We start from the raw sequence: 26691 nt of genomic DNA, 5'->3' as shown, positions 1-26691 counted from the left end.
AGCGCGGGTCGAATCCGACGCGTCGCGTACGGCTGTTCGCCGCGCCACGCCGGTACTATTGTCCGGCGGTATAATGTTGCGCCATGCAGCCACCGACATCACCGCCCCACACCTCGACCGCGCCCAGCATCACGATCCACGCGCTGCTCACCGACATCCGCGTGCTGCTGCTGCTGTTCGTGTTTCTACGCGTCGGCCTGATGATGGCCTATCCGCCGGTCGGGACGTTCGGTACCGGCGGCCTGACCACCGGCAGCGACCGCGCCTATCACTTCGCGCTGGCGGCGCTCAGCGCCGCCGGCGACTTACCTTTCCGCGATTGGTGGAGCGAGTTCCCGCCGGTGTGGGCGTGGCTGAGCGTGCTGGTCTATCAAGCCCTGCCCAACGTCAACTTCCCGGTGTGGACGGCCGTCATCAGCGCGATCATGCTGGCGTTCGACTGCGCCAACCTGCTGCTGGTGCGCTCGATCGGCTCGCGGCTGTACGGCCGGCCGACCGGTGTGGCGGTGGCGTGGGTCTATGCCATGCTCGCCCTGCCGCTGATTCAACTGTTCTGGAATTTCGAAACACTGGTGGCGTTTTGGCTGCTGCTCGGCTTGCGCCTGCTGCTGACGAATCGCGACCGCGCGGCGGGTGTGGCAGCCGCGATCGGGGCGCTTGTCAAGTTCACGCCGGCGCTGCTGGTGGCGTCCGCGCTGCGCTTTCGCCCGCCTTGGCGCGCCGCGCAGATGATCGTGCTGACGGCGATACTGTTCGCCGGAGCGTATGGCGTCTTGCTGATCGAAAACCCGAACCCGCAGGTTACGCTGACCTCGCTGACGGCCCAATTCCGCAAGGCGAGCTACGGCAGCGTGTGGGCGCTAATCGACGGCAACCTGTCGGCCGGCGACTTTGCCTTCCCCGGCGACGATCCGGTGCTGCTGCACTATGACCTCGCCGCCGCCGACCGGCTGTATGGCCGTCCGCCGGTCGTGCCGGGGGTCGTGCGCATCGCGCTTGGCCTGAGCGTCGGACTAATCTGTTTCCTGCGCACGCGCCGCCGTGACAACCGCGGGCTGGTCGCGTTCACGCTGCTCGCGCTGCTGGTGTTCTTGCTGCAAGCGCAGGGATGGTCGCCGCATTGGCTCGTGCAAGTTCTGCCGCTCACCCTGTTGTGCTTCCCCAATCGCGCCGGCGTGTTGACGTGCCTCGCCCTGACCGCGCTCTCGCTGCTGGAAGTGCCAGTGCTGTATTCACGCATCGCCACGCCATCTGCGCTGGTGATCGACTTTGGCCTGCTGTCGATCTACGCATTCTCGATCATCGCGCGCACCGCCATCCTGATCGGCCTTTGCGTTGCGCTCTACCGCGTCCTGCGCGTAGTCCGTTGACCAATTCGACCCTCGTCAAAACGCCCTCGACACGCCAAACTTATGGGCCGTAGACCTCACTCCCACCGCGCGATGCGCGACTCCCACTCTCTGTTGGAAGAAGGGGTTGGGGGGTTAGGTTGCGAGTACCGTTTATAAGGTTACGACCACATGAAACTCGACATTGATCGCTTGATGCAAGACCGCGGGCTGGATGCACTGATGGTGTTCGCCGCCCATGACCACAGCCCGGCGCTGGATTATTTGACCGGCGGCGTTCGCATCACCGGCGGCGTGGCGATCAAACTCGCCGGCCACAGCCCGGTGCTGGTCGTCAACGGCATGGAAACCGCCGAAGCTGCCGCGTCCGGCCTCGAAGTCTACGACTATCACGCGATGGGCATGGAGGCGGCTCGCGAGAAGGCCAACGGCGACACCGCCCTGACTCAGGTGCTGTTCTACGGCGGGTGCCTTGACAAGCTCGGCATGACCGACGGCCGCATCGGCGTGTACGGCACCAACGACGTCAACGTCGTGCTGGCGCTGATCGACGGCCTGCGCCAGCGGTTCCCGCAGTACACGTTCGTCGGTGAACTCAATCCCACCCTGTTCGACGCCGCCTACACGACCAAGGATGACGTCGAGATCACGCGCATTCGCTCTGTCGCTCAGCGCACGAGCGCGGTCGTCAAGGCGACGTGGGACTTCATCAGCCGGCATCGCGCCGACGACAGCGAAACGGTCGTCAAGGACGACGGCACGCCGCTGACGATCGGCGACGTCAAGCGGTTCGTCCGGCGCGCGCTGCTCGACCGCGACCTCGAAGACACGGCGATGATCTTCGCTCAGGGGCGTGACGGCGGCTTCCCGCACAGCCGCGGCGACGAGCGTCAGGCGCTGAAGCTCGGCCAGCCGATCGTGTTCGATCTCTTCCCGCGCGAAATCGGCGGCGGCTACCATCATGACATGACGCGTACGTGGTGCATCGGCTACGCGCCCGATCACGTGCGCGAGGCGTACCAGCAGGTGATGAACGCGTTCGACATCGCGCTCGAACAGTTCGGCGTCGACAAGCCGACTCACCTGATGCAGGAAGCCGTGCAGGACTACTTCGAGGGCCTCGGCCATCCGACCTCGCGCAGCAAGCCCGGCACCAACGTCGGCTACGTCCACAGCCTCGGCCACGGCGTCGGCCTCAACGTGCACGAAAGCCCGCGCATCAGCCACCAGTCGAAGGATGATCGTTTTGCACCCGGCAACGTCATCACCATCGAACCGGGGTTATACTATCCGGATCAGGGGTTCGGCGTGCGCGTCGAGGACATGCTGATCGTCACCCAACGCGGCGAGCTGGTCAGCTTGACCGATGTGCCCAAGGACTTGATTCTCCCCCTGCGCGGAAGCTGAACCCGCGCCAGCACGTAGATCGTTCAGCCCATCGACGAAGGCAGTTCCATGAACGAAGTCAAACGAGAGATGAAATTCAGCTACGGCGGTCAGGCCGTGCTGGAAGGCGTGATGATGCGCGGCCAGCATATTTTCGCCGTGGCTGTGCGCGACCCGAAAGGCAAGATCGCCGTGCACCGCGCGTCGATCCCGGCGGCATTGTACCGGAGCAAGATCACCAAGACGCCGTTTGTGCGCGGGGTGGTCGGGCTGTGGGATGCGCTCGGCCTCGGCGTGCGCGCCCTGATGTGGTCGGCCGATGTGGCGCTGGGCGAGGAAGAGGTCAACTTCAACGGCCCGCTCGGCTGGGGCACGGTCGCGTTTTCGATGCTGTTTGCCGTCGGGCTATTCTTCCTGCTGCCGACGACCGCCGCCACCGGCATCAGCCATGTGCTCGGTCTCGAAGAAGCGCCGTTCCTCGTCAACCTGATCGAGGGCGTGATCCAGCTTGTGATCCTCGTCGGGTATATCAGCATCGTCGGCCTGCTGCCGGACATGAAGCGCGTCTTCAGCTATCACGGCGCCGAGCACAAGACGATCAACGCCTACGAGGCCGGCGCCGAGCTGACGCCCGAGGTCGTGCAGACCTACCCGATCGAGCATCCGCGCTGCGGCACGGCGTTCCTGCTGCTGGTCGTGTTCGTCAGCGTGCTGGTGTTCAGCGTGTTGGGACGCCCGCCGTTCCTGCTGCTGATCCTCTCGCGCGTGCTGCTGATCCCGGTAATCGCCGGCATCGCCTACGAGGTGCTGCGCTGGACGGCACGCAATCTGCACCGTCCGTGGGTGCGCGTGATCGTCAAGCCGAACCTCGCGCTGCAGCATCTGACCACCCGTCAGCCGTCGCTGGACATGCTGGAAGTCGCCATTGCAGCCTTCAAGCACGTGCTCGTCAGCGAAGGTGAATTGGACGAGAGCGAAGTCGCTCATCTGCCGATCTGGACCAAGGAACCCAAGCCCGAGCCTGTCGCTGGGGACTAGGGTGAAGCGCCGAGTACCGCATTAGCCGGCACTGAGCACGAAGAGGAGTTTTCAGGGCGAGTCAATGGCTCGCCCTGACCGTTTTTTTGCGTTGTCAGTCAAACGGCACGTAGGTCGCAACGCCTAGCCACTCCGCCGCATCGCTGGCGGAGAGTATGAGTTCAAGCGCATCGATTACCTTCGCCACAGGCGTATGTTTGTGGACGAGAAACAGCCCCGGCAGGGGTTCGCCGGACCGCATTCGTCGGTAGAAATGTCCACGCATCGTGTTTACGTCATGCGTGAGGACAATATATCCGCGCTCGGCGGCGTATTCCAACACACCATCATCATTGGCGCCCGCAATCTCAGTGTCTTGGACACGGATGAAAACGGCACTTGGGATCCGCCGCCAGACGCCGCGTAGAATATCGTTGTTGAAGTTCTCGTCAGCGAGGAACTTCATTCCGCATTCGCGCGCTTCGCGTGGAGGCGTGCTTCGAGCTCGGCCCGCGTGAGGGGCGGATGCTGTGCTTCCCACTCCTGCCGGAGCTGTTCGGCTTCCGTTTCCATGCGCTTAATGTACTCGTCGACGGCCTCGCGGTGGCGCAGGTAATAGCCGATCGCCAAGTACACCTGATCAAGCGACAGCGTGGTGTACATCTGGACAATGTGTTCGGGGGTCTCACCCTGATGATAGGCGTGTACGATGAGGTCGAGCAGTACGCGCGTGCCGCTTACACGCATTCGACCGTCGTCATCGGTATAGATCGGGATGGCTTCGGTGATCGGGGCGTCGGTCACGGCGAGTCCATTTCTACACGACTGATTCAGTGTTGAGCACGATGATACCAGCACGATTGTATACCATTCTTCCGGTGGGATAGACGCTAAGGCACAGAGCAGCGACCATGCCGATTCATCGAGGCGACGTGTACTGGGTGCAGTTGAATGACGCGGGCAGCGTGCCGCATCCGTACGTCATCGTACAGGACGACGTGTTCAACCACAGCCGAATTGAGACAGTTATAGCCGTCGCGCTGACCACCAACCTGCAGCGCGTATCGCTGCCGGGGAACGTACTGCTGGAGGCCGGCGAGGCGGACCTGCCGCGGCAAAGTGTGGTCGAGGTCGCCAAGGTCACGACGCTGCGCAAAGCGGATTTGGGTGCATTCATCGGTACGGTGTCGGTGGCGCGGGTCGAGCAGATTCTCGCTGGCCTGCGGTTCGTGCAGTCGTCGTATCAGGGCGGCGAGGAGGCATGACAGCGGCCTCTCGTACTGACCCTCACCCCCGGCCCCGCCCTCCCCCCCGCTCCTTCTCTTGAGGCCCCCCCCCCCCGCCCCCCCCCCCGGGGTTGGGGTGAGGTTCGTCTCTCTGTGCCCGTCTTTCGTTCCCGGACACGGCGGTGCCGTGTCCCTACCATCGCGTGACGTTGTGCCGCGGGCGACCCGGCGGATCGCCCCGATATCCCCTCTGCGTGCTCCTGCTTCTCTGTGTACTCTGTGCCCTTTGTGGTTAAAAGCTCTGTTGTGCAAGTCCATGCCCGCCGTCGGGCAAGCGGCACTGGAGCGCCGGATACCGCCGTGCTATAGTCCGCGGGATGACGGATAGAGAAGGCATGACATGACGTCGTCTGCTGCAACTCCGCCCGCTCGCCGTTGGCTCGGCCCCGCGTTTACGGCGACCTTCCTGATCGCGATCGCAGCGCTGCTGCTCACGCGCGGCGACCCGGCCGTGACGTTCGGTGTGTTCGCCACCCGCTTCCTCGGCATCTTTATCGAAGCCGCCCCGTTCCTGCTGCTCGGCACGGCCGTCTCCGGCCTGCTGGAAGTGTTCGTCAGCCGCGAGGACATCGTGCGTTGGCTGCCGCGCAACCGCTTTGCCGCGCCGTTCGTCGGGGCGTTTATGGGCTTCGCGTTCCCGGTGTGCGAGTGCGGCGTCGTGCCGGTCACGCGGCGGCTGTTCACCAAAGGGCTGCCGATGTCGGTTGGCATCGCGTTCCTGCTGGCCGCGCCGGTGATGAACCCGATCGTGCTCGTCAGCACGTATATCGCGTTCGGACCCGGCCCGCTGTTGATCGCCCGCTTTGCGATCACGGCCGTCGTGGCGATCGCGGTCGGGTTGGTTTTCGCCCTAACAGCCCGGCCCGAAGAAGTCTTGCTGCCCGCTTCGCTCGCGCCGGTCACCGGCGGCAGTGGGCCGAAGGTGGTCGACCGCCCGCGCCTCGTCCCCGGCCTGATCCGCGCCGCGCAGTTCAGCGTGGACGAGACGTTCGACATGGGCCGCTATCTGGTGATCGGCTCGCTGCTGGCCGCGCTGATGCAGATGTTCGTCGGGCAGGAGCAGTTGATCGGTATCGGCAGCGGGCCGGTCATCTCGGTGATCGTCATGCAGTTGATCGCGTTTGTGCTGTCGGTGTGCAGCACGGTCGATGCGTTTATCGCGCTGGCGTTCACAGGGACGTTCACCACCGGTTCGATCGCCGCGTTCCTGACCTTCGGCCCGATGGTCGACATCAAGAGCACGCTGATGTTCCTCGGCGTGTTCCGGCGCCGCACCGTCGCCTATTTGATCCTGATCCCGTTCCTGCTGACGCTGCTGATCGGCGTCTGGATGAATCTGTTGATGAGGTAAGCCCCGATGCAGACGAACCTCCTTATTTCGACCTCCACGCCCGCCCCAAACCGCGGCGCTGTCGCGATCAAGGCCGCGCTGTTGTTCGGGCTGGCGGCGTATTTCGCCTACAACATCCTCAGCGGCAACCTGACCAACTACATCAACGCGCGCTTCGCGTGGCTGAGCTACGTGGCGGTGGTGCTGTTCGCGGTCGGCGGAGCGGCGGCGCTGGCCGAACTGCGCGGCGGAGTCCGCAGCGGCGCGTTCAGCCATTCGCGCACGAGCCTGTCGATGATGCTGATGCTGGCGGTGCCGCTGGTGCTGGGGACGCTGATCCCGTCGCGCCCGCTGGGGGCCGAGGCCATCAACGGGTCGATCCGCGTCGGCGCGGCCAGTTACAGCGCCGCCGAGGTCGCGCTGGTCAGCAAGGCGCCGCTCGACCGCGACATCCTCGACTGGTCGCGCGCGTTCGTCACCGAGCAGTCGCCCTCGGCGTTTAACGGGCAGCAGGCCAACGTGCTCGGCTTCGTCTATACCGAGCCGGGCTATCCCGAGAACACCTTCATGGTCGCGCGCTTCACGTTGAGCTGCTGTGTTGCGGACGCCTCGGCGTTGGGCCTGCCAGCGTACTACGCGGGCGCCGACGCGCCCGAGGCCGGCGCATGGGTCGAGGTCTCCGGCGAATTCCAAGCAGGCGAATTCCTCGGCCAGCAGGTGCCGGTGCTGCAGGCCGCGCAGCTCACGCCCGTCGAAGAGCCGGAACACCCGTACCTGTACCCGTAAGCGACATCCGATGCGCCTCTCGCGCTTTGACCTCACGATCCTGATTGCCGCGCTGATCATCGTCGCGCTGATTGCGCTGTCGGTGCTGCTGCTGCGCCCGCCCGATCAACCGCTGCGCGTCGCGTATCTGGCGCCGGCGAACAGCGGCCCGCAAAACGTGTGGACGGTCGTGCCCGGCGACCCGGACAGCGCGGCCCAGATCACCCGCAGCGCCGGCGGGGTGTTCGACTACGCCGCCTCGCCCGACGGCCGGCGGATCGCGTATGCCGAGCGTGACGTGACGACCGGCCGCGTCAACCTGGTGCTGGTCGACCTGTACGACGGCACGACCCGCACGCTGGTCGACTGCGTGGCGCTCAACGCCGACTGCACGACGCCGGCGTGGAAGCCGGACAGCTCTGCAATCGCCTATATGCGCCGGACATACGATCCAAACTTCGGCACCGGCTCAGGCGCGCCGAAGATTTTCATCGTCGATGGCCTGAACACGGGTCAGCCGCGCGACTATCCGCTGTTCAACGACAACCAGACGACCGGCAGCCAGCCGATCTGGAGCGCAAACGGACGGCGGCTCGCGTTCTACGAGTCGACCGCGGGCGGTGTGCTGGTGTTCGACTTCAACCCGGCCGAGGAAGCCGACCGGATCAAGTTCGTGCCGGCCGACAACGGCATGACCGGCGCGCTCTCGCCCGATGGCGAAACGTTGATCACGTCGACGTTGGTGATGGGCGGCGAGGTCACCGTGCGCTCGCAGTTGATCGTCGCCGAGCTGGTGGACAACAACTTGCGCGACCTGTTCCCCGACGGGCAGACCAACGACGGCGTCTCGGCGGCGTGGCACCCGGACGGGCGGCGCGTGGCCGTGCTGCGTCAATACGCCGACGACGAGCGCGGCACGCGCGGGCAGCAGGTTTATCTGTACGACCTTGAATCGGAAGCGCTGACGCCGTTGATCGTGGACGACGCGTTCAATCATGGGGCGCTGGCGTTCAGCCCGGACGGGTTGATGCTGCTGGTACAGCGCTTCGAATACGGCGGCAGCTTGCCCGGCATCTGGGTCTACGAGATGGCGACCGGCGCGCTGTACGAGGTCGCGCCGAACGCGTACCTGCCGGGGTGGGTCCCCGCGCCGGGTGGGTAGGAAAAGCGGGCACAGAGGCCACGGAGCAAGAGAGAGCACACCGAGGGGGTCGCCCCCAAGGTTGAAATCCCGGGCTAGACGCGTCGGTCCGCCTACCCGCTTCGGCGGGTCTGTTCATTAGCCGGGGCTTGAGCCTCCGGCGCGGCCCGGGCGGCCCGCCGGGCCGCCCTTACGGCACGTCTCTGTGGTCTCTGTGCCGGCCTTTTCTCTCCCGGACACGGCACATGTCCCTACGCACAAGACCCGCCATCTGTGAAAGCCCCTCTCTTCGGGAGAGGGGTCTGGGGTGAGGTTCAATTCGCTAGGCTTCAATCGTTTTCTGCGCCGCGGGTACCACCGCCTGCATAACGAATTGCCTTACATCCCGCCTCAACGTGTGAACTATCTCAATCTCGAATTAATGTTCTCAGAGTGCGGGCAAATCCCCCGATTCTTTTCTGATATACTGCTATCGAGGGTAAGTGGGCAAAACACCATTGCGTCTACTCTGCGCGCCGCCGGTTCACTAACAGCCCGGGGAGAACCGGACGGAGCGTCGACCCTGTTGCCCCGGGCTTGAGCGTGCTGCAGATGATTGATAACGGATTTGACTTTGAGAGCCTCATGCAGGATGAGGCGACGTTCGCCCCGCTGGCCTTGCGCCGTGGGGAGATCCGCAACGCCATAATCCTCGAGGTCCGCGAGCGTGAGATCATTGTCGATCTCAACGCCAAGCAAGATGGTATTGTGAAGTCGGAAGACTTGGAACGGCTCGATCCCGAGTTTCGTTCCCAGCTCAAGTCCGGCGAAGAAGTCCCGGTCTACATCCTGAACCCGATGGATCAGGACGGCAATCTGGTCGTCTCGATCAACATGGGGCTTCAGCGGTATGACTGGGAGAAGGCGCGCCAGTTGATGGAGCGCGAAGAGGTCGACACGGTCCGCGTGATCGGCAGCAACCGCGGCGGCGTGCTAGTGCGTTGGAAGCGTCTGGAAGGGTTCATCCCGTCCTCGCATCTGACCAGCGTCAGCCTGTCCGGCGACCGGCGCGAAGCCGTCAACGAACTGAATGGCAGGGACCTGACCGTCAAGGTCATCGAGGTCGAGCAGGACCGCCGCCGGCTGATCTTCAGCGAGCGCGAAGCGCAGAAGGAATGGCGTGCGCAGCAGAAGGCCCGCCTGTTGGCCGAACTCAAGGAAGGCGATGTCGTTACCGGCACCGTCACCGGCCTGCGCGATTTTGGCGCGTTCGTCAACCTCGGCGGCGCCGACGGCCTGATCCATGTCAGCGAGCTGGCGTGGCACCGCGTCGATCATCCGCGCGACGTGCTGAAGGTCGGTCAGGAGATCGAGGTGTTCGTGCTGTCGCTCGACCGCTCGACCAACCGTATCGCCCTGAGCCGCAAGCGCCTGCTGCCCGATCCGTGGTCGGACGCATCCGAGCGTTACCACGAGGGTCAGCTTGTCGAAGGCACGGTCACCAACGTGGTCGACTTCGGCGCGTTCGTCGCGCTCGACAACGGCCTCGAAGGGCTGCTGCACCTGAGCGAGATGGGCGACGGCAGTCTGAAGGAACCGCACAGCTATGTGCAGAAGGGCGACCGCCTGACCCTGCGTATCAGCCACCTCGAGCCGGAAAAGCGGCGCGTGGGCTTCACGCAGCGTTGGGGCGCGGATGCTGGCCTGCCGGGCGAAGTCCCGCCGGCGGTCGAGGTTGTCGAAGCGCCGCCCGCCTCCGAACTGGAGGCCGAAGATGTGCCGCCCGCGTCTGAGATGGTGGCTGAGGAAGCCAGCGCCGAAGCCGAGCCTGTGGTCGCCGCGGAAGCCAACGCCGAGGACGAATCCGAAGCTGCGGAGGACAGCAGCGCCGGCGATGACAGCTCTGCCGGGGATCTCGACAGCGATGATGGCGACAGCAGCGACGGTGGCGAAGACAGCGACGACGGCGAGTCGAAGGCCGACTAGGCGTCGCCACAACGGCAACACCGCGGGGCGGATCGTGATGATCCGCCCCGTTTTGATTCTGGGCGGTAGATTAAACACGATTGCCTCGCGTCTGCGTTATACTCGGGGAAGCCGATGACCCCGGGGGACTAAAGCACCATGTCGGAATTCAGAACACACCGCATGCCGCTTGCGCGGCTTCTTTTGCTGTCGATCACAGCCGCCATCTTGAGTCTCAGCCTGTCATCGGCCGCGTTCGCGCAAATCACGCCGCGCCTGACGTTCTATGTCAACAACACTGGTGACGGACGAGACTTTGCGCTGGACGGCTTCTGTGATGTCGATCCCGGCCCCGGTGTGGCATGTTCGCTGCGCGCCGCGTTGCAAGAGGCGCAGTTTGCAGGCGCCGCGACGATCATGATTCCGGCGGCAACCATCCTCACTGCGCCGGAGACGATCGATCAGTTCGTCACCGGCGACTTCGACATCTTCGGTGGCAACATCGTGCTGCAAGGCGCGGGTCAAGGCAGCACCATCATCAGTGGTGACAACATCAACCGGGTGTTCGAAATCTTCAGCGGCGCAGTCATCATGCGCGACCTGACCGTCACAGGAGGCGCATCGGTCGCAGACGGTGGTGGAATCTACGCCCGCAACAACGTCTATTTGCGGTTGGAACGGGTGACCGTCACCGGCAACACCGCACTCGGCTGGGGCGGCGGCGTCACGCAGGGGCCGAACTCGACAGTCGAGGTGTACGACTCCCGGATCACGTCCAATACAGCCGACCAGATCGGCGGCATCGGCCCGATCTTTGGTGACCCCGGCACGACGCTCACCATCGTGAACACCGAGATCGCGCAGAATAGCACGATAAACGGCAGTGTCGGCGGCGTGTATTCGGGTGTCGACACGTTCTCGATTGCGAACTCGACCATCAGCACCAACGGGGCACCCAACGGTAACAGCGCGGGTATCGAGATCGGAACTACTGCGGGCGGCACCGCGACCGTCAGGCACGTCACGATTACGAACAACACGGCCGCTGGCCTCGGCGGTGGCTTGACCGTGACAGGCAATGTGTCGCCACAAGTGAGCAACACCACTATTGCCGGGAACGTGGCGGTGTTTGGTCCCGACTGTTTTACTTTCAGCGCCAATGTCTTCGTTCTAGGGGTTGTCAACTTCGGCACCACCAGCTTCTGCGGCATTACCAATAGCGGCTCGGTGATTGTCGCGCCGCCGCAGTTGGGCCCGCTCGGGTTCAACGGCGCTGCGACACGGCATCATGTGCCGCAGATCGGCAGCCCGGTGGTAAACGGCGCGGCCGGCATCTTGGGAACATTCTGGTGCCTGCCTACGGATCAACTCGGAACGACCCGTCCGCGCGGCGCCGCCTGCGACCTCGGCGCAATCGAGCGCGCGGTCGGTGTCGACGCGACCATCGTCGCCAGCAGCGCGACCGTGGTAGCCGGCGGGCCAAACCCGCTCAATCAGTTCACCCTTACGGTCACTGATCCGGATCAACCGGCGGGACCGAGCGTCACGGTCAACTACAGCAGCCCTAACGGTTCGCCCGAGACGGGATCGCTTACGCTGCCGTCGGTCGGCGGTGGAGTGTACAGCGCCACAATAACGGTCAACGCCGGGCCGATCACGCCGGGCAACGGCATCGTTGAGGCTGTCCCGGGCGATATTCTGCGCTTCAGTTACACCGACATCTTCGGTGACAGCGCCGGCCCCGAAACGTTCAGCGTCGATGTCTCGGCCATTCCGCTGGGCGTCGCCGGGCAGATCAGCGTGAACCGCCCGACCGTCGTGCCGAAATCGGACGCGCCTTACTTCGCGCAGAACCAGATCGACGTGACGTACGTGGACCCGGACCTCGCCGGTTCAGGCTCGATCGGTGTGACGATCACCGACTTGCAGGACGGCACGTCGGTCACGAGCACGCTGGGCGAACTGCCCAGCGGCGGAACCTTCGTGCGGACGTTCAGCTTCCGCACCGACGTCACGCTCGGTATCGGCGGCACGGTGATCCGTGCCGTGCCCGGGCACATCGTCGAGTTCAGCGTACTCGACAGCCCCGACGGCATGGCCGGGGCGACCGATCGCGCGGCAACGGTCACCGTAATCGACGAGGGTGTCACCGGCATTCTGACGTCCGCGCCCGACGAAATCCAGCCCGGCGATCCGGTGACGATCACGTACGTCGATCCTGACACCAACGACGCAAGCTACCCGGTCACGCTGACCACACCCGCCGGCGACAGCGAGACGTTCAACCTGCCAAGCACCGGCCTCGGGCAGTACTCGCTGCAAGTCAACACCGCTGCGGGCCTCCCAGCGCCGAACGACGGCACGATTCAGGTCTCGATCCGCGACATACTGACGTTCCAAGCCGTCGACTTCAAGGACGCCAGCGGCGGCGTGTCGATCGTCACGGCAGAGACAGTCGTGGCCTTCAGCCTGCTGGTCAACGGCAGCTTCGAGAACGACTTTGGAGACTGCCTGCTCGATCCGTGGATTACCACCAGCAGCCGAGACACCGTCGTCGCCAAGAATCCGTTCGAAGGCAACTGTTCATTCCGGTTCAAGGGCGAGGAGGGCCGCTATCTCGAGCCGTCACGTCTGCGTCAGCCGATCGTCGAGCCAGCCGGCGGCTACCAGTCCGGTGACGTCTTCACCCTCAGCGTTTGGCTGGATACTCGGACACCGACCAATGGCAACGTCAAGCTCGTCATCAAGTACAGCGACGACAAGAAGCAGTTGTTCAAGGCGATTCCGATCAAGTACGACGATAACAAGGTGTACAACCAGATCAGCGCGCAGACGATCCTCGACCTGACCGGCGGGCGCACCGTGACCAAGTTCCAAGTGCGTTTCAACGATTTGTCGCCGTCGGGCAAGTGGTTTGTAGACGGTGTCGAACTGCTGTTGAGCCACCCAACCAACACGCCGGTGCCCCCGCGTGCCGAGCCGGTGCCGGATGGCGTCCTGCCGCCGCCGGCTGCCCCGTCCGGGTTCCGCGGCGGGAACTGATCTCAGCCCACCCCCAGCCCCTCTCCCAACCTTCGGTGCACCCGTTGGTCGTCAGGGAGAGGGGCTGGGGGTGAGAGTCAATCGGACACGGCGGTGCCGTGTCCGACAAGTCGCGCATGTCACGAGCGGGTGCTGTAGGCGACGAAACCCCCTCAGCACTCATCACTTCCCACTCAGCACTTCCCTCAGTCAGCGGCGGCGGGTTCGTCGGCCTCGTGGCGGAACTGGCTCATGTACAGGTCGTAGTACGCCCCGCGCTGTTCGAGCAGGCTGTCGTGCGTGCCGCGCTCGACGATCTCGCCGTCCTTCAGCACCAGCAAAAGATCGGCGTTGCGTACCGTGCTCAGCCGGTGGGCAATCACGAAGCTCGTGCGCCCCGAGAGCAGCTGCTCGAACGCGCGCTGGATGATGCGCTCGGTGCGCGTGTCCACGCTCGAGGTCGCCTCGTCGAGGATCAGCAGACGCGGGTTCATCAGCGCCACGCGCGCTATGGCGATCAACTGGCGCTGTCCCTGACTCAGGCCGCTGCCGCGCTCGCCCAAGACCGTCTGGTATCCGTCCGACAGCTTTTCGATGAACGTATCCGCGGCAACCAGCTTGGCGGCTTCGATGACCTCCGCGTCGGTCGCGTCCAACCGGCCGTAGCGGATGTTGTTCATCACGGTATCGCTGAACAGGAACGTATCCTGCAGCACGATGCCGATCTGCGAGCGCAGGCTGGCGATCGTGACATCGCGCACGTCGTGACCGTCGATCAGGACCGATCCGCCGGTCGTGTCATAGAAGCGTGGCAGCAGGTTGATGATGGTCGTCTTGCCTGCGCCGGTCGGCCCGACGATGGCAACCATCTGCCCCGGCTGTGCGCCGAAGCTGACATTTTTGAGCACCGGCACGCCGCGCTCGTACTCGGCGCTGACGTCTTCAAACGCGACCTTGCCCTCGATCGGCGGCAGGTCCCGTGCGCCGGGCTTGTCGGTGATGTCCGCCTTCTCGTCCAGCAAACCGAAGATGCGCTCGCCGCCGGCGATGGCGTTCTGGATGTTGGTCCACAGCAGCGCAATCTGCTGGATGGGCTGGGTCAGGCGCTGGATGTACTGGATGTAGGTAATGATCAGGCCCAGCGTGACCACCCCGCCGATCCCGAGCAGCGGCGTGTTCTGCAGCATCGACAGGCCACCGGCCACGACCACGATCGTCAGCGCCAGATAGCCGAGCGCCTCGAGCATCGGCGTCATCGCGGTGGTGAAGGTCGCGGCGCGGATGTTGGCGTCGCGGTTGGCGGCGTTCGACTCTTGAAACTCGAGGATCGTCTCGTCCTCACGGTTGAAAGCCTGCACCTCGCGCGCGCCGGCGATGCTCTCCTGCAAATCGGCGTTGACGTTGCCGAGCTGTTCGCGTGCGCGCCGGTAGGCCTTGCGCGCCTGCCCGCTGAAGTAGATCGTCGTCCACACCATGACGGGCACAACGGTCAGGCTGATCAACGCGTAGATCAAGTTCGTCTGCAGCATGCGTAGGGCGATCCACGACATCAGCAGCACACTGCTGAACACTTGCAGCAGGGAATTGCTGAAGACTTGCTGGATGGTGTCGGTGTCGTTGGTGATGCGGCTCATGACATTGCCGGCCTCGTTGCGGACGTAGTAGCCCAACGACAGCCGGTGAATCTGGCGGAACAGCGCCTTGCGGATGTCGCGCAGCACGTTTTGGCCGCTCCACGCCATTGCGTAGAACGACATGCCGGTCAGCACTGCGCCGAGCAGATACAGGCCGATCAGCGTCAGCACCACGCCGCCCACGCCGGCCAGCTTGGCGGCGTTGATCGCGCCCGGCTTGTCGGCTTCCGCGATGGATGCGTCGGCGTTGATGCGCGCGGCGATCGCCGCGCCGTCATCGTCTGTCCACCAGCACGTGTCGGTCGCGGCGGCCGCGGCCACGTCCTCGCCCATCACGGTGGCAGCCAGTCCAGCCGCGGCCTGCGGCTGATACAGGTAGCAGTCGACGGCCTGCCCAATCAGCTCCGGCGTCGTCACCTGTGCCCACGTCGCAACAAGGATAAACACCAGCACCAGCAGCAGGCCGGGCCAGTACCTGCGGAAGTATCCGGCGAAGCGCGACAGCGTCACGCCGACGTTCTGCGGTTTGGTGATTTCTTGCTCCAGCATCCTGCGCTGCATATCGAGCATGTCGGTCGTTCCTCCCTAGTTGCCAGTGGTCAGTTGTCAGAAGTCAGTTTTCAGTCGACAGTCGGTGCGATAGTGAACGTTCTTCGCTGATGACCGTTTCCTGAAACCAGATTCCTGTCTACTGACTACTGCTCGTTGGGGACCACGTCCCCGATAAGCTGCGAATTGTAGATTTCGGCGTAGATGGCGCTGTTCTCCATCAGGTCGGCGTGCCTACCGATCGCCGCGATCTTGCCCTTGTCCAACACGATGATTTGGTCGGCGTTCAACACGGTCGTGATGCGCTGGGCGATCACGAAGCTGGTTCGGCCGTTCATCAGGTTGTCGAGCGCGCGCTGAATGTGCGCCTCGGTCTGCAGGTCGACCGCGCTGGTCGAGTCGTCGAGGATCAGCAGGCGCGGGTTGAGCAGCAGGGCACGCGCGATGGCGATGCGCTGTTTCTGCCCGCCGCTCAGCGACGAGCCGCGCTCGCCCACCGGCGTATCATAGCCCTGTGCAAAGCCGGTGATGAAATCATGCGCGGCGGCGGCTTTGGCCGCTTCGATCACGTCTTCCAACGGCGCGTCGGGCCGGCCGAAAGCGATGTTGTCGCGAATCGTGCCGCCGAACAGGTTGGTCTCTTGCAGGACGATGCCGATCTGGCTGCGCAGACTGTCGAGCGTGACGTCGCGCACGTCGTGCCCGTCGATCAGCACCGCGCCTTCGCTGGCATCGTAGAAACGCGGGATCAGGTTGATGATCGAGGACTTGCCGCTGCCCGTCGCGCCCAATAGCGCGATCGTCTGGCCGGGTTCGGCGGTGAAGCTGACGGTATCGAGCACGGGCTCGCTGCTGCCGAAGTAGCGGAACGTGACGTCGCGGAACTCGACATGCCCGCTTACCGCCGGCAGGTCCACGGCATCCGGCTTGTTGGTTACATCGCTCTTGGCGTCGAGGATCTCAAAGATGCGGTTAGACGATGCGGATGCCTGCGCCATCAACGAGATGATGAAGCCAAGCTGGCCGATCGGGAAGAACACGTACAGCAGGTACAGCGAGAACTGCTGATACTCGCCTAGCGTCAAGGCGCCGTCGATGATCTGCCCGCTGCCGAAGTACAGGATGAGGGCTTGCCCGAGCTGCGCCATCAGGAAGATGACCGGGAACAGGAATGCGAACGTGCGCGTCACCTTGAGCGACTGCGCGAACACACTGTCGGCTGCGCCGTCGAAATGCTTCTGCTCGTGCGGCTCGCGCACGAACGCCTTCACCACGCGGATGCCGGCAAGGTTTTCTTGCAGGATCGTGTTCAGCCGCGACAGGCGCTTCTGCACCTCGGCGAACAGCGGCTGAGCCACCGCGCCGAACACCATGAACAGCACCAGCGCGAACGGTAGAATCGGGATGATGACCAGTGTCAGGCGCCAATTCGTAAGCAGCAGGATGATCAACGTAACCGACAGCAGCAGGAGCGCCTGCACCGCCAGCACCAACCCCTGCGCGATGAACAGACGCACCTTCTCGACATCGTCGGTCGCGCGGATCATGAGCTGGCCGGTCTGGTTGCGGTCGTAGTAGCTGAACGACAGGCGCTGCAGCTTGGCGAAGATTTCGTTGCGGAAGTCGAACGCCAATCCCTGTGAGGTCGCCTCGGCCATATACGCCGACGCGAAACTGAACCCCGCGCGCACAATCGTGAACAGCAGAATGATGACCGCCGCGCCGATCAGCCACGACTCGGCGTTGAGGTTGAACGCTTCGAGGCGCTCCGGCGTCGTGCCCAGCCCTTCCTGAACCGCCAGCGTCGCAAGCCCGCGCGTGACCGGGTTCTCGATGCTCAGCACCGTGCGGGCCACTGCGCCTTGCGTCACCGTGTCGATCATGTTTTGTGTCAGCAGCGGCACGGCGAGCTGGGCCAGCGTCGCCACGATCAGCGCGCTGTAGGCGATCGTCGCGGTGCGGCGCTGCTTGCCCAAGTAGCGAATGGCGCGCCCGAGGGTGTTGGGCCCGGATGCCCGACGCGCACGGCGCCGCCCCCGTTCCACAGATTGAACAGCTTGCATGGATATGTCCTCTCTCGGCGAGAATGGGTGCGGCGCTAGTCGCCGCGTGTGGTCGCCTCTTGTGCGAGGCGCTCGTGCAGTTCCACCCGGTCACGGACTTCGCACAGGGTGGTTTCTCCATCGGGCAAATGCGAAATCAGCTCCGTCATGAGGCCGAGCAGCGCACGGGTCTTCTTCTCGCCCATCTCGCGCAGCCCGTCGGCCAACGGATCGTTCTGCGGCGTGTGCGGAATCCCCGACAGCGCATCCCGCGCCAGCTGGGTCAACTGGAGCGGCATACGGCGCCGGTCGTTCGGGTCACGCTCGCGCTCGACAAGCCCGCGTTTCTCCAGCGCGTTCACTGTAGGTACGAGTGTCGAGGGGTCTAAGTTGAACTTTCGGCTCAAATCGCTCAACGTCAAAGGTTCGGCGCTGAGCGTGCGCAGCAGGCCGTACTGCAGCGGCGACAGCCCCCGGCCGTGACTCGCCAGATGCGCCCCCAACGTCTGCATCCACGTCTTGTGGACGACGGAGAACAACATCATGATTTCACGTACGGAGAGCTTCAGACTGTCTTCGGTCATTGGCACCCCAATCGTTGGTATACCAATAATTGGCATGCCAAACACTACGCCCGTTTCCGAATCCTGTCAAGGAGCCAATTCTGCATGGGGGCCAACCCGTACCCCGGCAGGGGTTTGCACTCCCTCACCTCACAACGGCGACAGGCTAGCGCGACGTCTCATCAGAGCGGCTGCTCGGGATCGCGCAGCATTACCCACACGTGTGGTCCGCCGTCAGGAATGTCCGCTTCCACGACCGTGCGATAGCCCAAACGCTGATAGAACGTGAGGTTGCGTTCGTTGGTCGACTCAAGGTAGCACGGGATACCGTCCGCGGCTGCACGCACAAGGATTGGCTCGAGCAGTTTGCGGCCAATACCCCGACCCTGCAATTCAGGCCGAATCGCAACGAACATCAAGGCCCAGCGCGGGCCGGAGATCGCCTGCTTCTCGAGCGGAAGTATGGTGTTGGCCGACTTCATGAACCTCGAAAACGGCCGAAAACCCGTGCGAAGGATGGCCGTGAAGAATCCACTTCGCAGCATCTGTCCAAACGAAAAGTCGGTATTTCCCGGTTTGATCCAGATCGCTACGCCGTCCAATTCAGAAGTCGTATGCACTTCGCCATACAACGTGCCCATCCGCAGGGCGGCGCGGTAGAACGGCAGTGAGCGTTCACGCATGTTGGGCACACCCGCATATAGATACTGCATCATCGGATCGTGTTGAAACACGTCTGCAAGCAGTGTGGCCGCCTCGTTGACCTGCGAATCATCGAGCAGCACGGTACCTTCCATCGTATGCATGTGAACTTCTCCATTGGGTTTGCCGGCGGCACTGCTGCGCCACGGCAGCGAATGGGGCGGGAGTCGATACCGTCACACGCCAGACGCTGACGCCGGCAGATAGTTCGGGTCGACTGATTTGAGGAATGCGCTACGATTTGGGGCTACTGCAAGGACACTCGTAACACGTGGAATGACTACCGCCGGGCTTAACCGCAGTAGCCGGGTACGTCCGGAGTGCGCCAAGACGATGACTCGCGGCGGGATAACACACCATACGTTGAAATGACGATCCATGTCAACCAGCCTTGAAACGGCGAACGGACGGCAGTCAGCCGTCCGTTCGCATGTTCGAGGCGCAGGAGTGCAACCTCCTGCAGGGGTATGGGGTGGAACCCCGATTCCGCGCTTACGCGCCGAACTTGTAGCCGAAGCGCAGCAGGTTATTGGGATCGTACTGCGCCTTGAGGCGGGCGAGGCGCAGACGCGTGTCGTCGTGGAAGCCCTCTGGGGACTTCTCGTGCGCCTCCTCGCCGTCGAGGAAGTTGAGGTACTCGCCAGCCTTGTGCTCGCGCAGTTCGCGCTTGAGCTTGGCATTGGTCTCGATCACCGTCTGCTTGCCATCGGGCGTGAAGGCCATGCCGACGGTCTGAAGCAGATACGTCCGGTCGCGGTGGCTGTAGGCGGCACCGCTGCGCGGGTTGGACGCAATCGCACCACCGGCAAAGCGGATGTCAACCTTGACGAAGAACGGGTGTCCTTCGGCGGGCGCGGCGTAAGCCAGCACCTTGTCGATCGCATCTTCGTTGAGATCGCGAAGCCACATGCCGCTGCTCACACCGGGCAGCGGATCGACCGGATCGTTGCTGATGGTCGCCACCTGCGTGAACGGCATCTGATGGAAGGTATTCATCACCGGCGCCCGCCACTGCGTCCACGCCGAGAGCGCATCCTCGCCATCGGCCTGTGACCCGACGAAGCACCCGTTGACCATCACGAACGACTTGCCGCGGATCGCATCCGGCATGGTCGGCATCGGCGGGAAATGCATGATCGTGATCGACGCCGTCCACGCGTCGGGCAGGGTCTGCGTCCACTCGCGGAAGAACGTCAGCGCCGGCTTGGCCTCGCTCAGCGGGTAGAACAGTGAACCGCCGAAGACCTCGCGGACCGGGTACAGGTGGATCAGCATGCCAGTAACGATCACCAAGCCCTTGCCGCCGCCGCGCAGGCCCCAGAACAATTCCGGGTTCTGCTCTTCGCTGGCGGTGACGATCTCGCCCGCAGGCGTCACGACTTCGAACTCAATCACACTGTCGACGGCCATGCCGTACTTGCGCGCCAGCCAACCCATGCCGCCGCCGAGTGTGTAGCCAACCGCGCCCACCGTGGGCGACGATCCGAGCAGCGGCGCGAGGCCGAATTCCTGCGCCTTCTCGAGTACGGCGGCCCACTTCACGCCGGCCTGAACCCACGCCGTGCGGGTGATCGGATCGACCGCGACGCCGTTTAGGCGCGAGGTGACAATCAGGAGCGCGCCATCGGGCGGCAGAATCACGCCGTGGCCCGTGCTTTGAACGGCGACACCGAGGTCATTGGCGGCAGCGTAGCGCATGCCCGCGGCGATGTCCTCGACCGTCTCTGCGATCAGGATCAAGGCCGGGCGCTGCTCTGCGCTCAGATTCCAAGCATGGCGCGCGCTGTCGTAGTCAGCATCGTTGGGTGTGACAACCTTGCCGGTCACCCAGTTCTGAAGCGAGCTGCCGGCGAGAGTGGTATCCTTCGAGTACATCGTGGCATCCTTTTCATGGTGTACAGCGATTGAAACGACGTCCTCCATTCAAGCACCGTATGCGGCGGACGTCATGCGGCATGGGTTGCAGCGCAATCTCAGACCTTTGACGGATGCGCCGCTGCCGATTTTGTGGATAACTGATTCAACTTCGGACGTGTACGGGAGTCGGCCTATGATCCGCATCGTCATCGTGGACGACCACAGCGTGGTGCGGCAGGGTTTGCGGATGTTCCTGCGCAGCGAACCCGACTTCGAGATTGTCGGCGAGGCCTCCAACGGCCACGAGGCAGTCGCGCTGGTGCGCGAGCTGCACCCGGATGTCGTGCTCATGGACCTGTTGATGCCGAAGATGGGCGGCGTCGAGGCAATCGCGACCATTCGCCGCGAGATGCCGGACACCGAGGTCATCGCGCTGACCAGCGTGCTCGAGGACCAAGCGGTGATCGGGGCGATGCGCGCCGGCGCGATCGGTTATCTGCTCAAAGACACCGACGGTCCCGAGCTGATCCGTGCCATTCGCGCCGCGTCGGAGGGACAGGTCCAGCTATCGCCGCAAGCGGCGGCGCGGCTCGTGCGCGAAATCCGCGCGCCGGAGTCGCCGGAGAAGCTCACCGAGCGCGAGACCGACGTGCTGCGCTTGCTAGCACGTGGCCTCGCGAACAAGGAGATTGCGCGGGAGCTCCACGTCGCTGAAAAGACCGTCAAGACACACGTCAGCAGCATCTTCAGCAAACTCGGCGTGGTGAGCCGCACCCAGGCCGCGCTGTATGCGGCCAACATCGGCCTCGTCGACATCCAGCACGACACCCGCTTCGAGTCGTAGAACGCACTTTCACGAGGGGTTTACACCCCTCGACCCCATCTCTGCAAACGAGGCCGCGTGCGGCCTCGTTTGCATGAAAGGGAGTCCAGAGGGCGTAAGCCTTCTGGTGGGTTTAGTGCAGCGCCCCACGCCGTGTGTGTTTTCTCAGTTATCGCACGGCAGCGTGACGCACACGTGCGTGCCGTGTTCGGGCGCGCTGTCGATGTGCAGCGACCCGCCCAGTGCTGCCACGCGCTCGCGGATCGACGCCAGCCCCAAGTGCCCCGGGAACGTCTGCCGGGCGTCGAAGCCCGTCCCGTTATCGATAACATCCAGCGTCAGTACGCCGCCGGCTGAACAAATGCGCAGCGTGATGTGCGACGCGTTGGCGTGCTTGATGACGTTGTGCAGCGTCTCGCGCGCGATGCGGTACAGATGTTCCTTGTGTGCGATCGACAGCTGCGGTTCGGCGCACAGGTCGGCGTCGACACGAATGCCATGACGCGCCTGAATCGACGCGCACTGTTTGGCGAGGGCGGTCATCAGCCCTTCCGTCTCGAGCGTCTCGGGCCGCAGTTCGAAGATCAGCGCGCGCATCTCGGTAAGGCCGGCTTCTACGAGCATCAGCACGTAGTCCAGCGACTCGCGCAAGGCGTGCGAATCCTCGCGGTCGAGCGCGCGTTGGGCGGATTGCGCACCGAGGCCGATGCCGTACAGTGCCTGCGAGACGGAGTCGTGCAGTTCGCGGGCAAGGCGGGTGCGTTCCTCGAGGGCCGCCAGCCGCTGGATCTGCTCGTTGAGCCGGCGTGTCTCGTCCAGCGCGGCGACGGTCTCCATCTGCGAGCGCACGCGCTCGAGCGCCGCCATCGCCAAGCTGCTGATGCCCAACGCGATGCGCCGGTCACGCTCCGAGAAGGTGTGCGGCTTGGTGTAATTGAAGAACAGATATCCGATGTTACGGCCGCCTTTGAGGAACATCAGCCACAACAGGGCGCGCGTGCCGATCTCGTCCCAGTTCTGGCGCGACAGGGGGTCGACCATCGGGTCGGTCGCAACGTCTTCGATGACCGTCATCGGCTCGCGGAAGATCCGGTTCTCGATCGGCCACGCCGCGACGTACATCTTCTGGCCGAGCAGGAACTCGAGGCGCTTGGGCACATTCGAGCCGGCGAGAATTTCGGAATACGTCGAGGATTCGAAGTCGTGATGCTCCCACATGTTCAGAAACACGCCGTCGCAATCGGGCATGAGCTGCGCGACGGCATCGGTGATTCCCTGAAACGTGTTGGCGGCGTTGATGTTGGCCGCCAGCGTGTACATGAACGTCGCTTCTTCGGTGACGAGCGCGGTCTCCTGCTGGGCGAGGATGCGATTGCTGGCCGACATCACCAGCTCGCCGATGCCCAACGCCAACCGCTTCTCGTCTTCAGTGAAGGCGCGCGGCTGAGCGTAGTTGAACATCATCAAGCCCCACAGCGTGCTGTTGCTCGACAGCGGCACGGCGATCAGCGCCTGCGTGGGCAGGTCCTCGTAGATTTCCCGCGTGACCGGATCGACAGTGGAGTGGCCGGTGATTCCTTGGATGTCCTCGATCCACCACAGCGGGTACTCGCGCAGGCGGTCGATGATCGGCAGAACGGGGATGCGTTGGCGCAGCAGCGGCGCGATGTGCGCGGGGACAGCAGCGGTGGCGATGATCTCGATATACGTCGCGCCGTCGAAGTTCATGTTCTCGAACGCGTTCATCATCACGCCGTCACAGTCGGGCATCAGCTTGGCGGCGGCCTCGACCACGTCTTGCAGCGTCTTGGCCGCGTTAATGTCCTGCGCGAGCTGGTACATGAGCAGGGCTTCCGCCCGAAGTTCCTGCGTCGCTCTCGGGTCAGCGTTGTTCATGGCGTGTCATGCTTTCGGTGTGCGGCACGGCCCGATCGGGGCTTCCGGTGCTGCGCCGATTGTACCGTGTTCGATAGACACGGACTGATTGCACCACGGAGCACAACAGAGACGATTTGTCGGGGCGGACTGCAAACCCTCACCCCCGACCCCTTTCACAGAGCACAACAGAGAGCATTTGTAGGGGCGACCCGCTGGGTCGCCCGCCCGATCTCACCCCACGCCACTGGACACCGGCGCAACGTGTGCGAATGGATGCGGCGCTGCCGTATCCAAGGAGAGGCCTCTGTGGTAATTCTTCCTTCGAACACATGATGACGCAACGTCCGAACGGGTACCGAAACGCCGCGCCTACGGCTCGACCACTTCAAACGTGCCGATCACAAGGTTCGGCTCGCCCTCGACCTCAAGCGGCTCATCGACCGTCTCGTAGTAGTAGACGACGGCCAGCAGGAAATACGTCCCAGGCGCCAGATCGGCTGGGAGGTCGATGCTGTGCCGGTCGAAGATCATCTCCCCGGTCGGCCACTGCGATGTCGGATTTTCGGGCGGCGGACCAAAGTGCTCCGCGCGGGTAAGCCCTTCCGCGTCCAACACGAACAGGCCGACGGTGTAATCGCGGTCGGGCGGGTCGAGCACCTGCCATACGAGATCGACATGCAGGGTTTCGCCCGCCGGAAGCTGTGCGGGTATGATGGCGTCCCGCAGCGCGAACAGGTCGCCAAATACCCGCGGGACGCGCCCAATCCGCTCGCGTGTGAACAGCGACACTTCAATCTCCGGATAGTACTGATACAGCGGATCGTTGATCCCAACCGGCACACGTTCGGTGTGCTGCAGCGAGAAGAAGCGATCCTGAAGCAGTTCCGCGAGGCGCGGCGGGACGTTCCAATATACGAGCCATACACGCTGCTCGTAAGGCAGCGCCGCCTCGAGATCGGCCAACATGGCGGAATCGTCGGGATAGTCGTACTCATAAAACGTCGGAAAAATGCGCCGGTCGAGGTCGGGCAGGACTGTTTCGAGTTCGTAGGCGAAGGCCATGTCGTCGAAGCCGGTTTCGAGCAGCACGAAATCACCGGGGCTCCACCCCGCCGCGACCGTCTCCGCGACGAGGTCGCTGTTCAGGCGCGGGATGACGTTCTGCGGCGTGAGGACCGCCCACGCGACCAGCGCGGCGATCAGCACGTTACGCCCACGCTCGGACAGCACCTGCGCCCCGACGGCAAAACACAGCGCGAGCGCCGGCACGGCGACCGAAAGGGTCCGTTCGCTCACAATGCCGATGCGCAGGTTGACGAGCAGCATCACCACAACCGTCCCGACTCCCGCCGCCAGCACGATCCTCGCGGACAGCGTCTCGAAGCGCGATCGCCCCCGCCACGCGAACCCGAGCGCCAGCGCCAACAGGCCCAACCCGAGCGCCGGCTGGCCCGCTGTGAGCAGATCGGCGGTTTGTGTGATGCCCGCGGGTGTGGTTGGAATGCTGTTGATATAGCCGGTGATCGCGCCCGCGTCGATCTTGTTTAGCACGCCCGGCAGCGCATAGATGAGCCACGGTGCAAACGCCAGCACCGCCGCCGCATACGCCGCGATGGGCCGCGCCTTCAGCCGCAGCGGTACGCGCCAAAACGCCAGCACGGCGAGGCCCTGCAGCGCTACCGCGATCAGCCCAACATACAGCGAATAGGCGAGGAAGGCGACCGCGCCGGCATAGCCGGCCCAGCGGCCCCAAGTCGGCCGCTTCAGTGCGCGCACAAGAGCCCACAGCGTGAGCGCCTCACCCAGCAGCAGCCATGTGTAATGGCGCACGCTTTGGCCGTAGTACACGGGCTGTTCGAAGACGGCGAACAGCACCGCCGCGGCAATCCCCACCCCATAACCAAAGGCGTCCGCGCCGGCGCGGTAGATCACAGCCGTGGCAAGCACGCCGGCCGCGATACTGAGAAAGCGCAGCGCCAGCTTGCCGTCGCCGGCGATCTGCTGCCAACCTTGCAGGGCCAGAAAATACGCCGGGGGGTGGTGGTTCGCGGCAAGGCGTTCGAGCATGAGCGCGGTACCGTCCCGCGTCACCCAGATGTTCCACGCCTCGTCCGACCAGAACGGCATGTGGTCAGCGCCGAGGATGCGCATCGCGGCGGCCAACAGCACGACCGCGACGGCCGCGGCGATCAGCCGGAGGTTACGGGGAGAAGAACTGAGCATACAGCATATCGCCGATACGCCGGTTGAAGGCGACCGACGCGTGCGAATCGAAAGGAGAGACAATGCGCTCCTCCAACGTCCACGCCGCAGCCTCGTCGGTCAGCTTGAGGATGTCGGTGACACCGCGCGCTTCGAACACCTGCGCCGCGCGATCGACGTACGGCACGCTGCCGACCGGGTCGAGAAGATGCGGGAAGATCAGGACGATCAATCGCGCGCCGCGCGCTTCCACCGCGTCGATGAGGCGCTCGATCTCCTGCCGGTGGATGTCGAAGATGTACGCGTTGTCGTAGGCTGCGTGGTAGAACTCCCATTCTGTGCGGCCGTCGTGGACATTGCGGAACAGGCGCTCGTAGTTGGCTCGCCAGTACAGGAAGCTGGCCAGATACGACCTGTCGGCGATCGGTGGCGCGGGCGGCACCTCGAAGTCCCACTGCATGCCGTTCGACTTGGCGGCGATGTCGATGTCGTTGATGAAGTACTGCAGGATCACCACGTCAGGCGACTGGTACGGGTGGGATTCGAGGAATTCGAGCTCGTTGATGGTGGACTGGCCCGCGCGTGCCAGCGTGACCACCGCGTAGTCGTCGCCGAGGTGGCGCTGGAGCACGGCGGTGTAGCGGTCGGCGGGGTTGTTGATGCCCCAGCCCTCGGTGAACGAGTCGCCCAGCACGAAAACGGTCGTACGCGCTTCAAGTTCCTCGACCGTCCACTCGCGGTCGCGGAAGCCGAGGCTGTTGCGTTCGATGTACTTGTCGGCCCAGTTGGCGCCGTGCAAGCCGAACTCCATGCGCGAGTCGGCATAGATATAGCGCACGTAGACCTCGCCTGCGGCCAGTGCCAACACGATCACCACATAGCTGACGAGCAGGCCGCGCGCGATGCTCTGCGCCCGCCGGCTTCGCTTCTGCATCGCCAGCGCGATCAGCAGCGCGCCTACGGCAAACAGGCCGATCAGGACACCCGCGAGGGTCATAGCAGCTCCACACTGACCGAGAAGTTGGAAGTGGTGCGTGATGCGTGATGAGGAAGTGCCAAGCTTTTCCCTCACGAAGCGCTGTGAAGTCGGACGTCGGATCGATGTCCGATTGCTTGCTGTCGTGGAGGCATGGAGGCGAAGCCTCCGCACGCACCCCAGACTGCCCCTGCTAACGTAGGCCAGTATACGTCGGGCCGAACGC

General features: G+C 64.0%; 20 protein-coding genes. 10 read left to right on the top strand and 10 right to left on the bottom strand.

Features of this window, described 5'->3' with window-relative positions; genetic code table 11:
• Positions 1-83 precede the first annotated feature (83 nt).
• From IPM16_13040 to IPM16_13030, 3 genes are all read left to right on the top strand, one after another.
• Positions 84-1370, top strand: a complete 1287-nt coding sequence (locus IPM16_13040; protein ID MBK9124024.1) for a DUF2029 domain-containing protein — start codon at positions 84-86, stop codon at positions 1368-1370.
• Between the two features lie 150 nt (positions 1371-1520).
• The gene (locus IPM16_13035; GenBank protein ID MBK9124023.1) at positions 1521-2756 is read left to right on the top strand and encodes a M24 family peptidase; all 1236 of its coding nucleotides are present in this window, start codon (positions 1521-1523) and stop codon (positions 2754-2756) included.
• A 69-nt stretch (positions 2757-2825) separates the two neighbouring features.
• Positions 2826-3773, top strand: a complete 948-nt coding sequence (locus IPM16_13030; protein ID MBK9124022.1) for a DUF1385 domain-containing protein — start codon at positions 2826-2828, stop codon at positions 3771-3773.
• Between the two features lie 94 nt (positions 3774-3867).
• Here IPM16_13030 and IPM16_13025 read toward each other — a convergent pair whose 3' ends face one another.
• Positions 3868-4218, bottom strand: coding sequence for a DUF5615 family PIN-like protein (locus IPM16_13025; protein MBK9124021.1), 351 nt, complete (start codon positions 4216-4218; stop codon positions 3868-3870).
• A complete protein-coding gene (locus IPM16_13020; protein ID MBK9124020.1) occupies positions 4215-4556 on the bottom strand; it encodes a DUF433 domain-containing protein in 342 nt (113 codons plus the stop codon). The genes IPM16_13025 and IPM16_13020 overlap by 4 nt, the downstream gene beginning before the upstream one ends.
• Positions 4557-4663: 107 nt before the next feature.
• On the opposite strand from IPM16_13020, the gene IPM16_13015 reads away from it, so the two are divergent.
• The 6 genes from IPM16_13015 (at position 4664) to IPM16_12990 (ending at position 13260) form a co-directional block, all read left to right on the top strand.
• Entirely contained in the window at positions 4664-5017 is a 354-nt protein-coding gene (locus IPM16_13015) for a type II toxin-antitoxin system PemK/MazF family toxin (protein ID MBK9124019.1), read from the top strand.
• Positions 5018-5378: 361 nt separating this feature from the next.
• Positions 5379-6389 carry a permease gene (locus tag IPM16_13010; protein MBK9124018.1) on the top strand — a complete coding sequence of 337 codons (1011 nt, stop codon included), beginning with the start codon at positions 5379-5381 and terminating at the stop codon, positions 6387-6389.
• A gap of 6 nt (positions 6390-6395) precedes the next feature.
• On the top strand, positions 6396-7154 hold the full coding sequence (locus IPM16_13005) for a TIGR03943 family protein (protein ID MBK9124017.1): 759 nt from the start codon (positions 6396-6398) through the stop codon (positions 7152-7154).
• 10 nt (positions 7155-7164) lie between these two features.
• Positions 7165-8295 carry a hypothetical protein gene (locus IPM16_13000; protein ID MBK9124016.1) on the top strand — a complete coding sequence of 377 codons (1131 nt, stop codon included), beginning with the start codon at positions 7165-7167 and terminating at the stop codon, positions 8293-8295.
• Positions 8296-8865: 570 nt separating this feature from the next.
• Positions 8866-10239, top strand: coding sequence for a S1 RNA-binding domain-containing protein (locus IPM16_12995; GenBank protein ID MBK9124015.1), 1374 nt, complete (start codon positions 8866-8868; stop codon positions 10237-10239).
• A 138-nt stretch (positions 10240-10377) separates the two neighbouring features.
• Positions 10378-13260, top strand: a complete 2883-nt coding sequence (locus IPM16_12990) for a hypothetical protein (GenBank protein ID MBK9124014.1) — start codon at positions 10378-10380, stop codon at positions 13258-13260.
• Positions 13261-13445: 185 nt separating this feature from the next.
• Here the strand turns inward: IPM16_12990 and IPM16_12985 are convergent, their stop codons facing one another.
• The 5 genes from IPM16_12985 to IPM16_12965 all read right to left on the bottom strand — a co-directional run bounded on the left by IPM16_12985 (position 13446) and on the right by IPM16_12965 (position 20604).
• The gene (locus IPM16_12985; protein MBK9124013.1) at positions 13446-15443 is read right to left on the bottom strand and encodes an ABC transporter ATP-binding protein; all 1998 of its coding nucleotides are present in this window, start codon (positions 15441-15443) and stop codon (positions 13446-13448) included.
• Positions 15444-15568: 125 nt separating this feature from the next.
• Positions 15569-17485: an ABC transporter ATP-binding protein gene (locus tag IPM16_12980; protein ID MBK9124012.1), complete on the bottom strand. Its 1917-nt coding sequence runs from the start codon at positions 17483-17485 to the stop codon at positions 15569-15571.
• Between the two features lie 35 nt (positions 17486-17520).
• Positions 17521-18048 (bottom strand): MarR family transcriptional regulator, encoded by a 528-nt coding sequence (locus IPM16_12975; protein MBK9124011.1) that lies wholly within the window; start codon positions 18046-18048, stop codon positions 17521-17523.
• A gap of 161 nt (positions 18049-18209) precedes the next feature.
• Positions 18210-18833, bottom strand: a complete 624-nt coding sequence (locus IPM16_12970; protein ID MBK9124010.1) for a GNAT family N-acetyltransferase — start codon at positions 18831-18833, stop codon at positions 18210-18212.
• 388 nt (positions 18834-19221) lie between these two features.
• A complete protein-coding gene (locus tag IPM16_12965; GenBank protein MBK9124009.1) occupies positions 19222-20604 on the bottom strand; it encodes an FAD-binding oxidoreductase in 1383 nt (460 codons plus the stop codon).
• Positions 20605-20779: 175 nt separating this feature from the next.
• On the opposite strand from IPM16_12965, the gene IPM16_12960 reads away from it, so the two are divergent.
• On the top strand, positions 20780-21430 hold the full coding sequence (locus IPM16_12960) for a response regulator transcription factor (protein ID MBK9124008.1): 651 nt from the start codon (positions 20780-20782) through the stop codon (positions 21428-21430).
• 144 nt (positions 21431-21574) lie between these two features.
• Here IPM16_12960 and IPM16_12955 read toward each other — a convergent pair whose 3' ends face one another.
• The 3 genes from IPM16_12955 to IPM16_12945 all read right to left on the bottom strand — a co-directional run bounded on the left by IPM16_12955 (position 21575) and on the right by IPM16_12945 (position 26486).
• Positions 21575-23305, bottom strand: coding sequence for a hypothetical protein (locus tag IPM16_12955; protein MBK9124007.1), 1731 nt, complete (start codon positions 23303-23305; stop codon positions 21575-21577).
• Between the two features lie 351 nt (positions 23306-23656).
• On the bottom strand, positions 23657-25510 hold the full coding sequence (locus IPM16_12950) for a glycosyltransferase family 39 protein (GenBank protein MBK9124006.1): 1854 nt from the start codon (positions 25508-25510) through the stop codon (positions 23657-23659).
• On the bottom strand, positions 25488-26486 hold the full coding sequence (locus tag IPM16_12945; protein ID MBK9124005.1) for an SGNH/GDSL hydrolase family protein: 999 nt from the start codon (positions 26484-26486) through the stop codon (positions 25488-25490). Before IPM16_12945 ends, IPM16_12950 begins: the two co-directional genes overlap by 23 nt.
• Positions 26487-26691 lie beyond the last annotated feature (205 nt).

It is taken from the genome of Candidatus Flexicrinis affinis (assembly GCA_016716525.1).
In the GTDB taxonomy this organism is placed as follows: Bacteria; Chloroflexota; Anaerolineae; order Aggregatilineales; family Phototrophicaceae; genus Flexicrinis; species Flexicrinis affinis.
The sequence above is the reverse complement of the archived record's forward strand: the minus strand, read 5'-3'. Positions and strand labels throughout refer to the sequence as shown.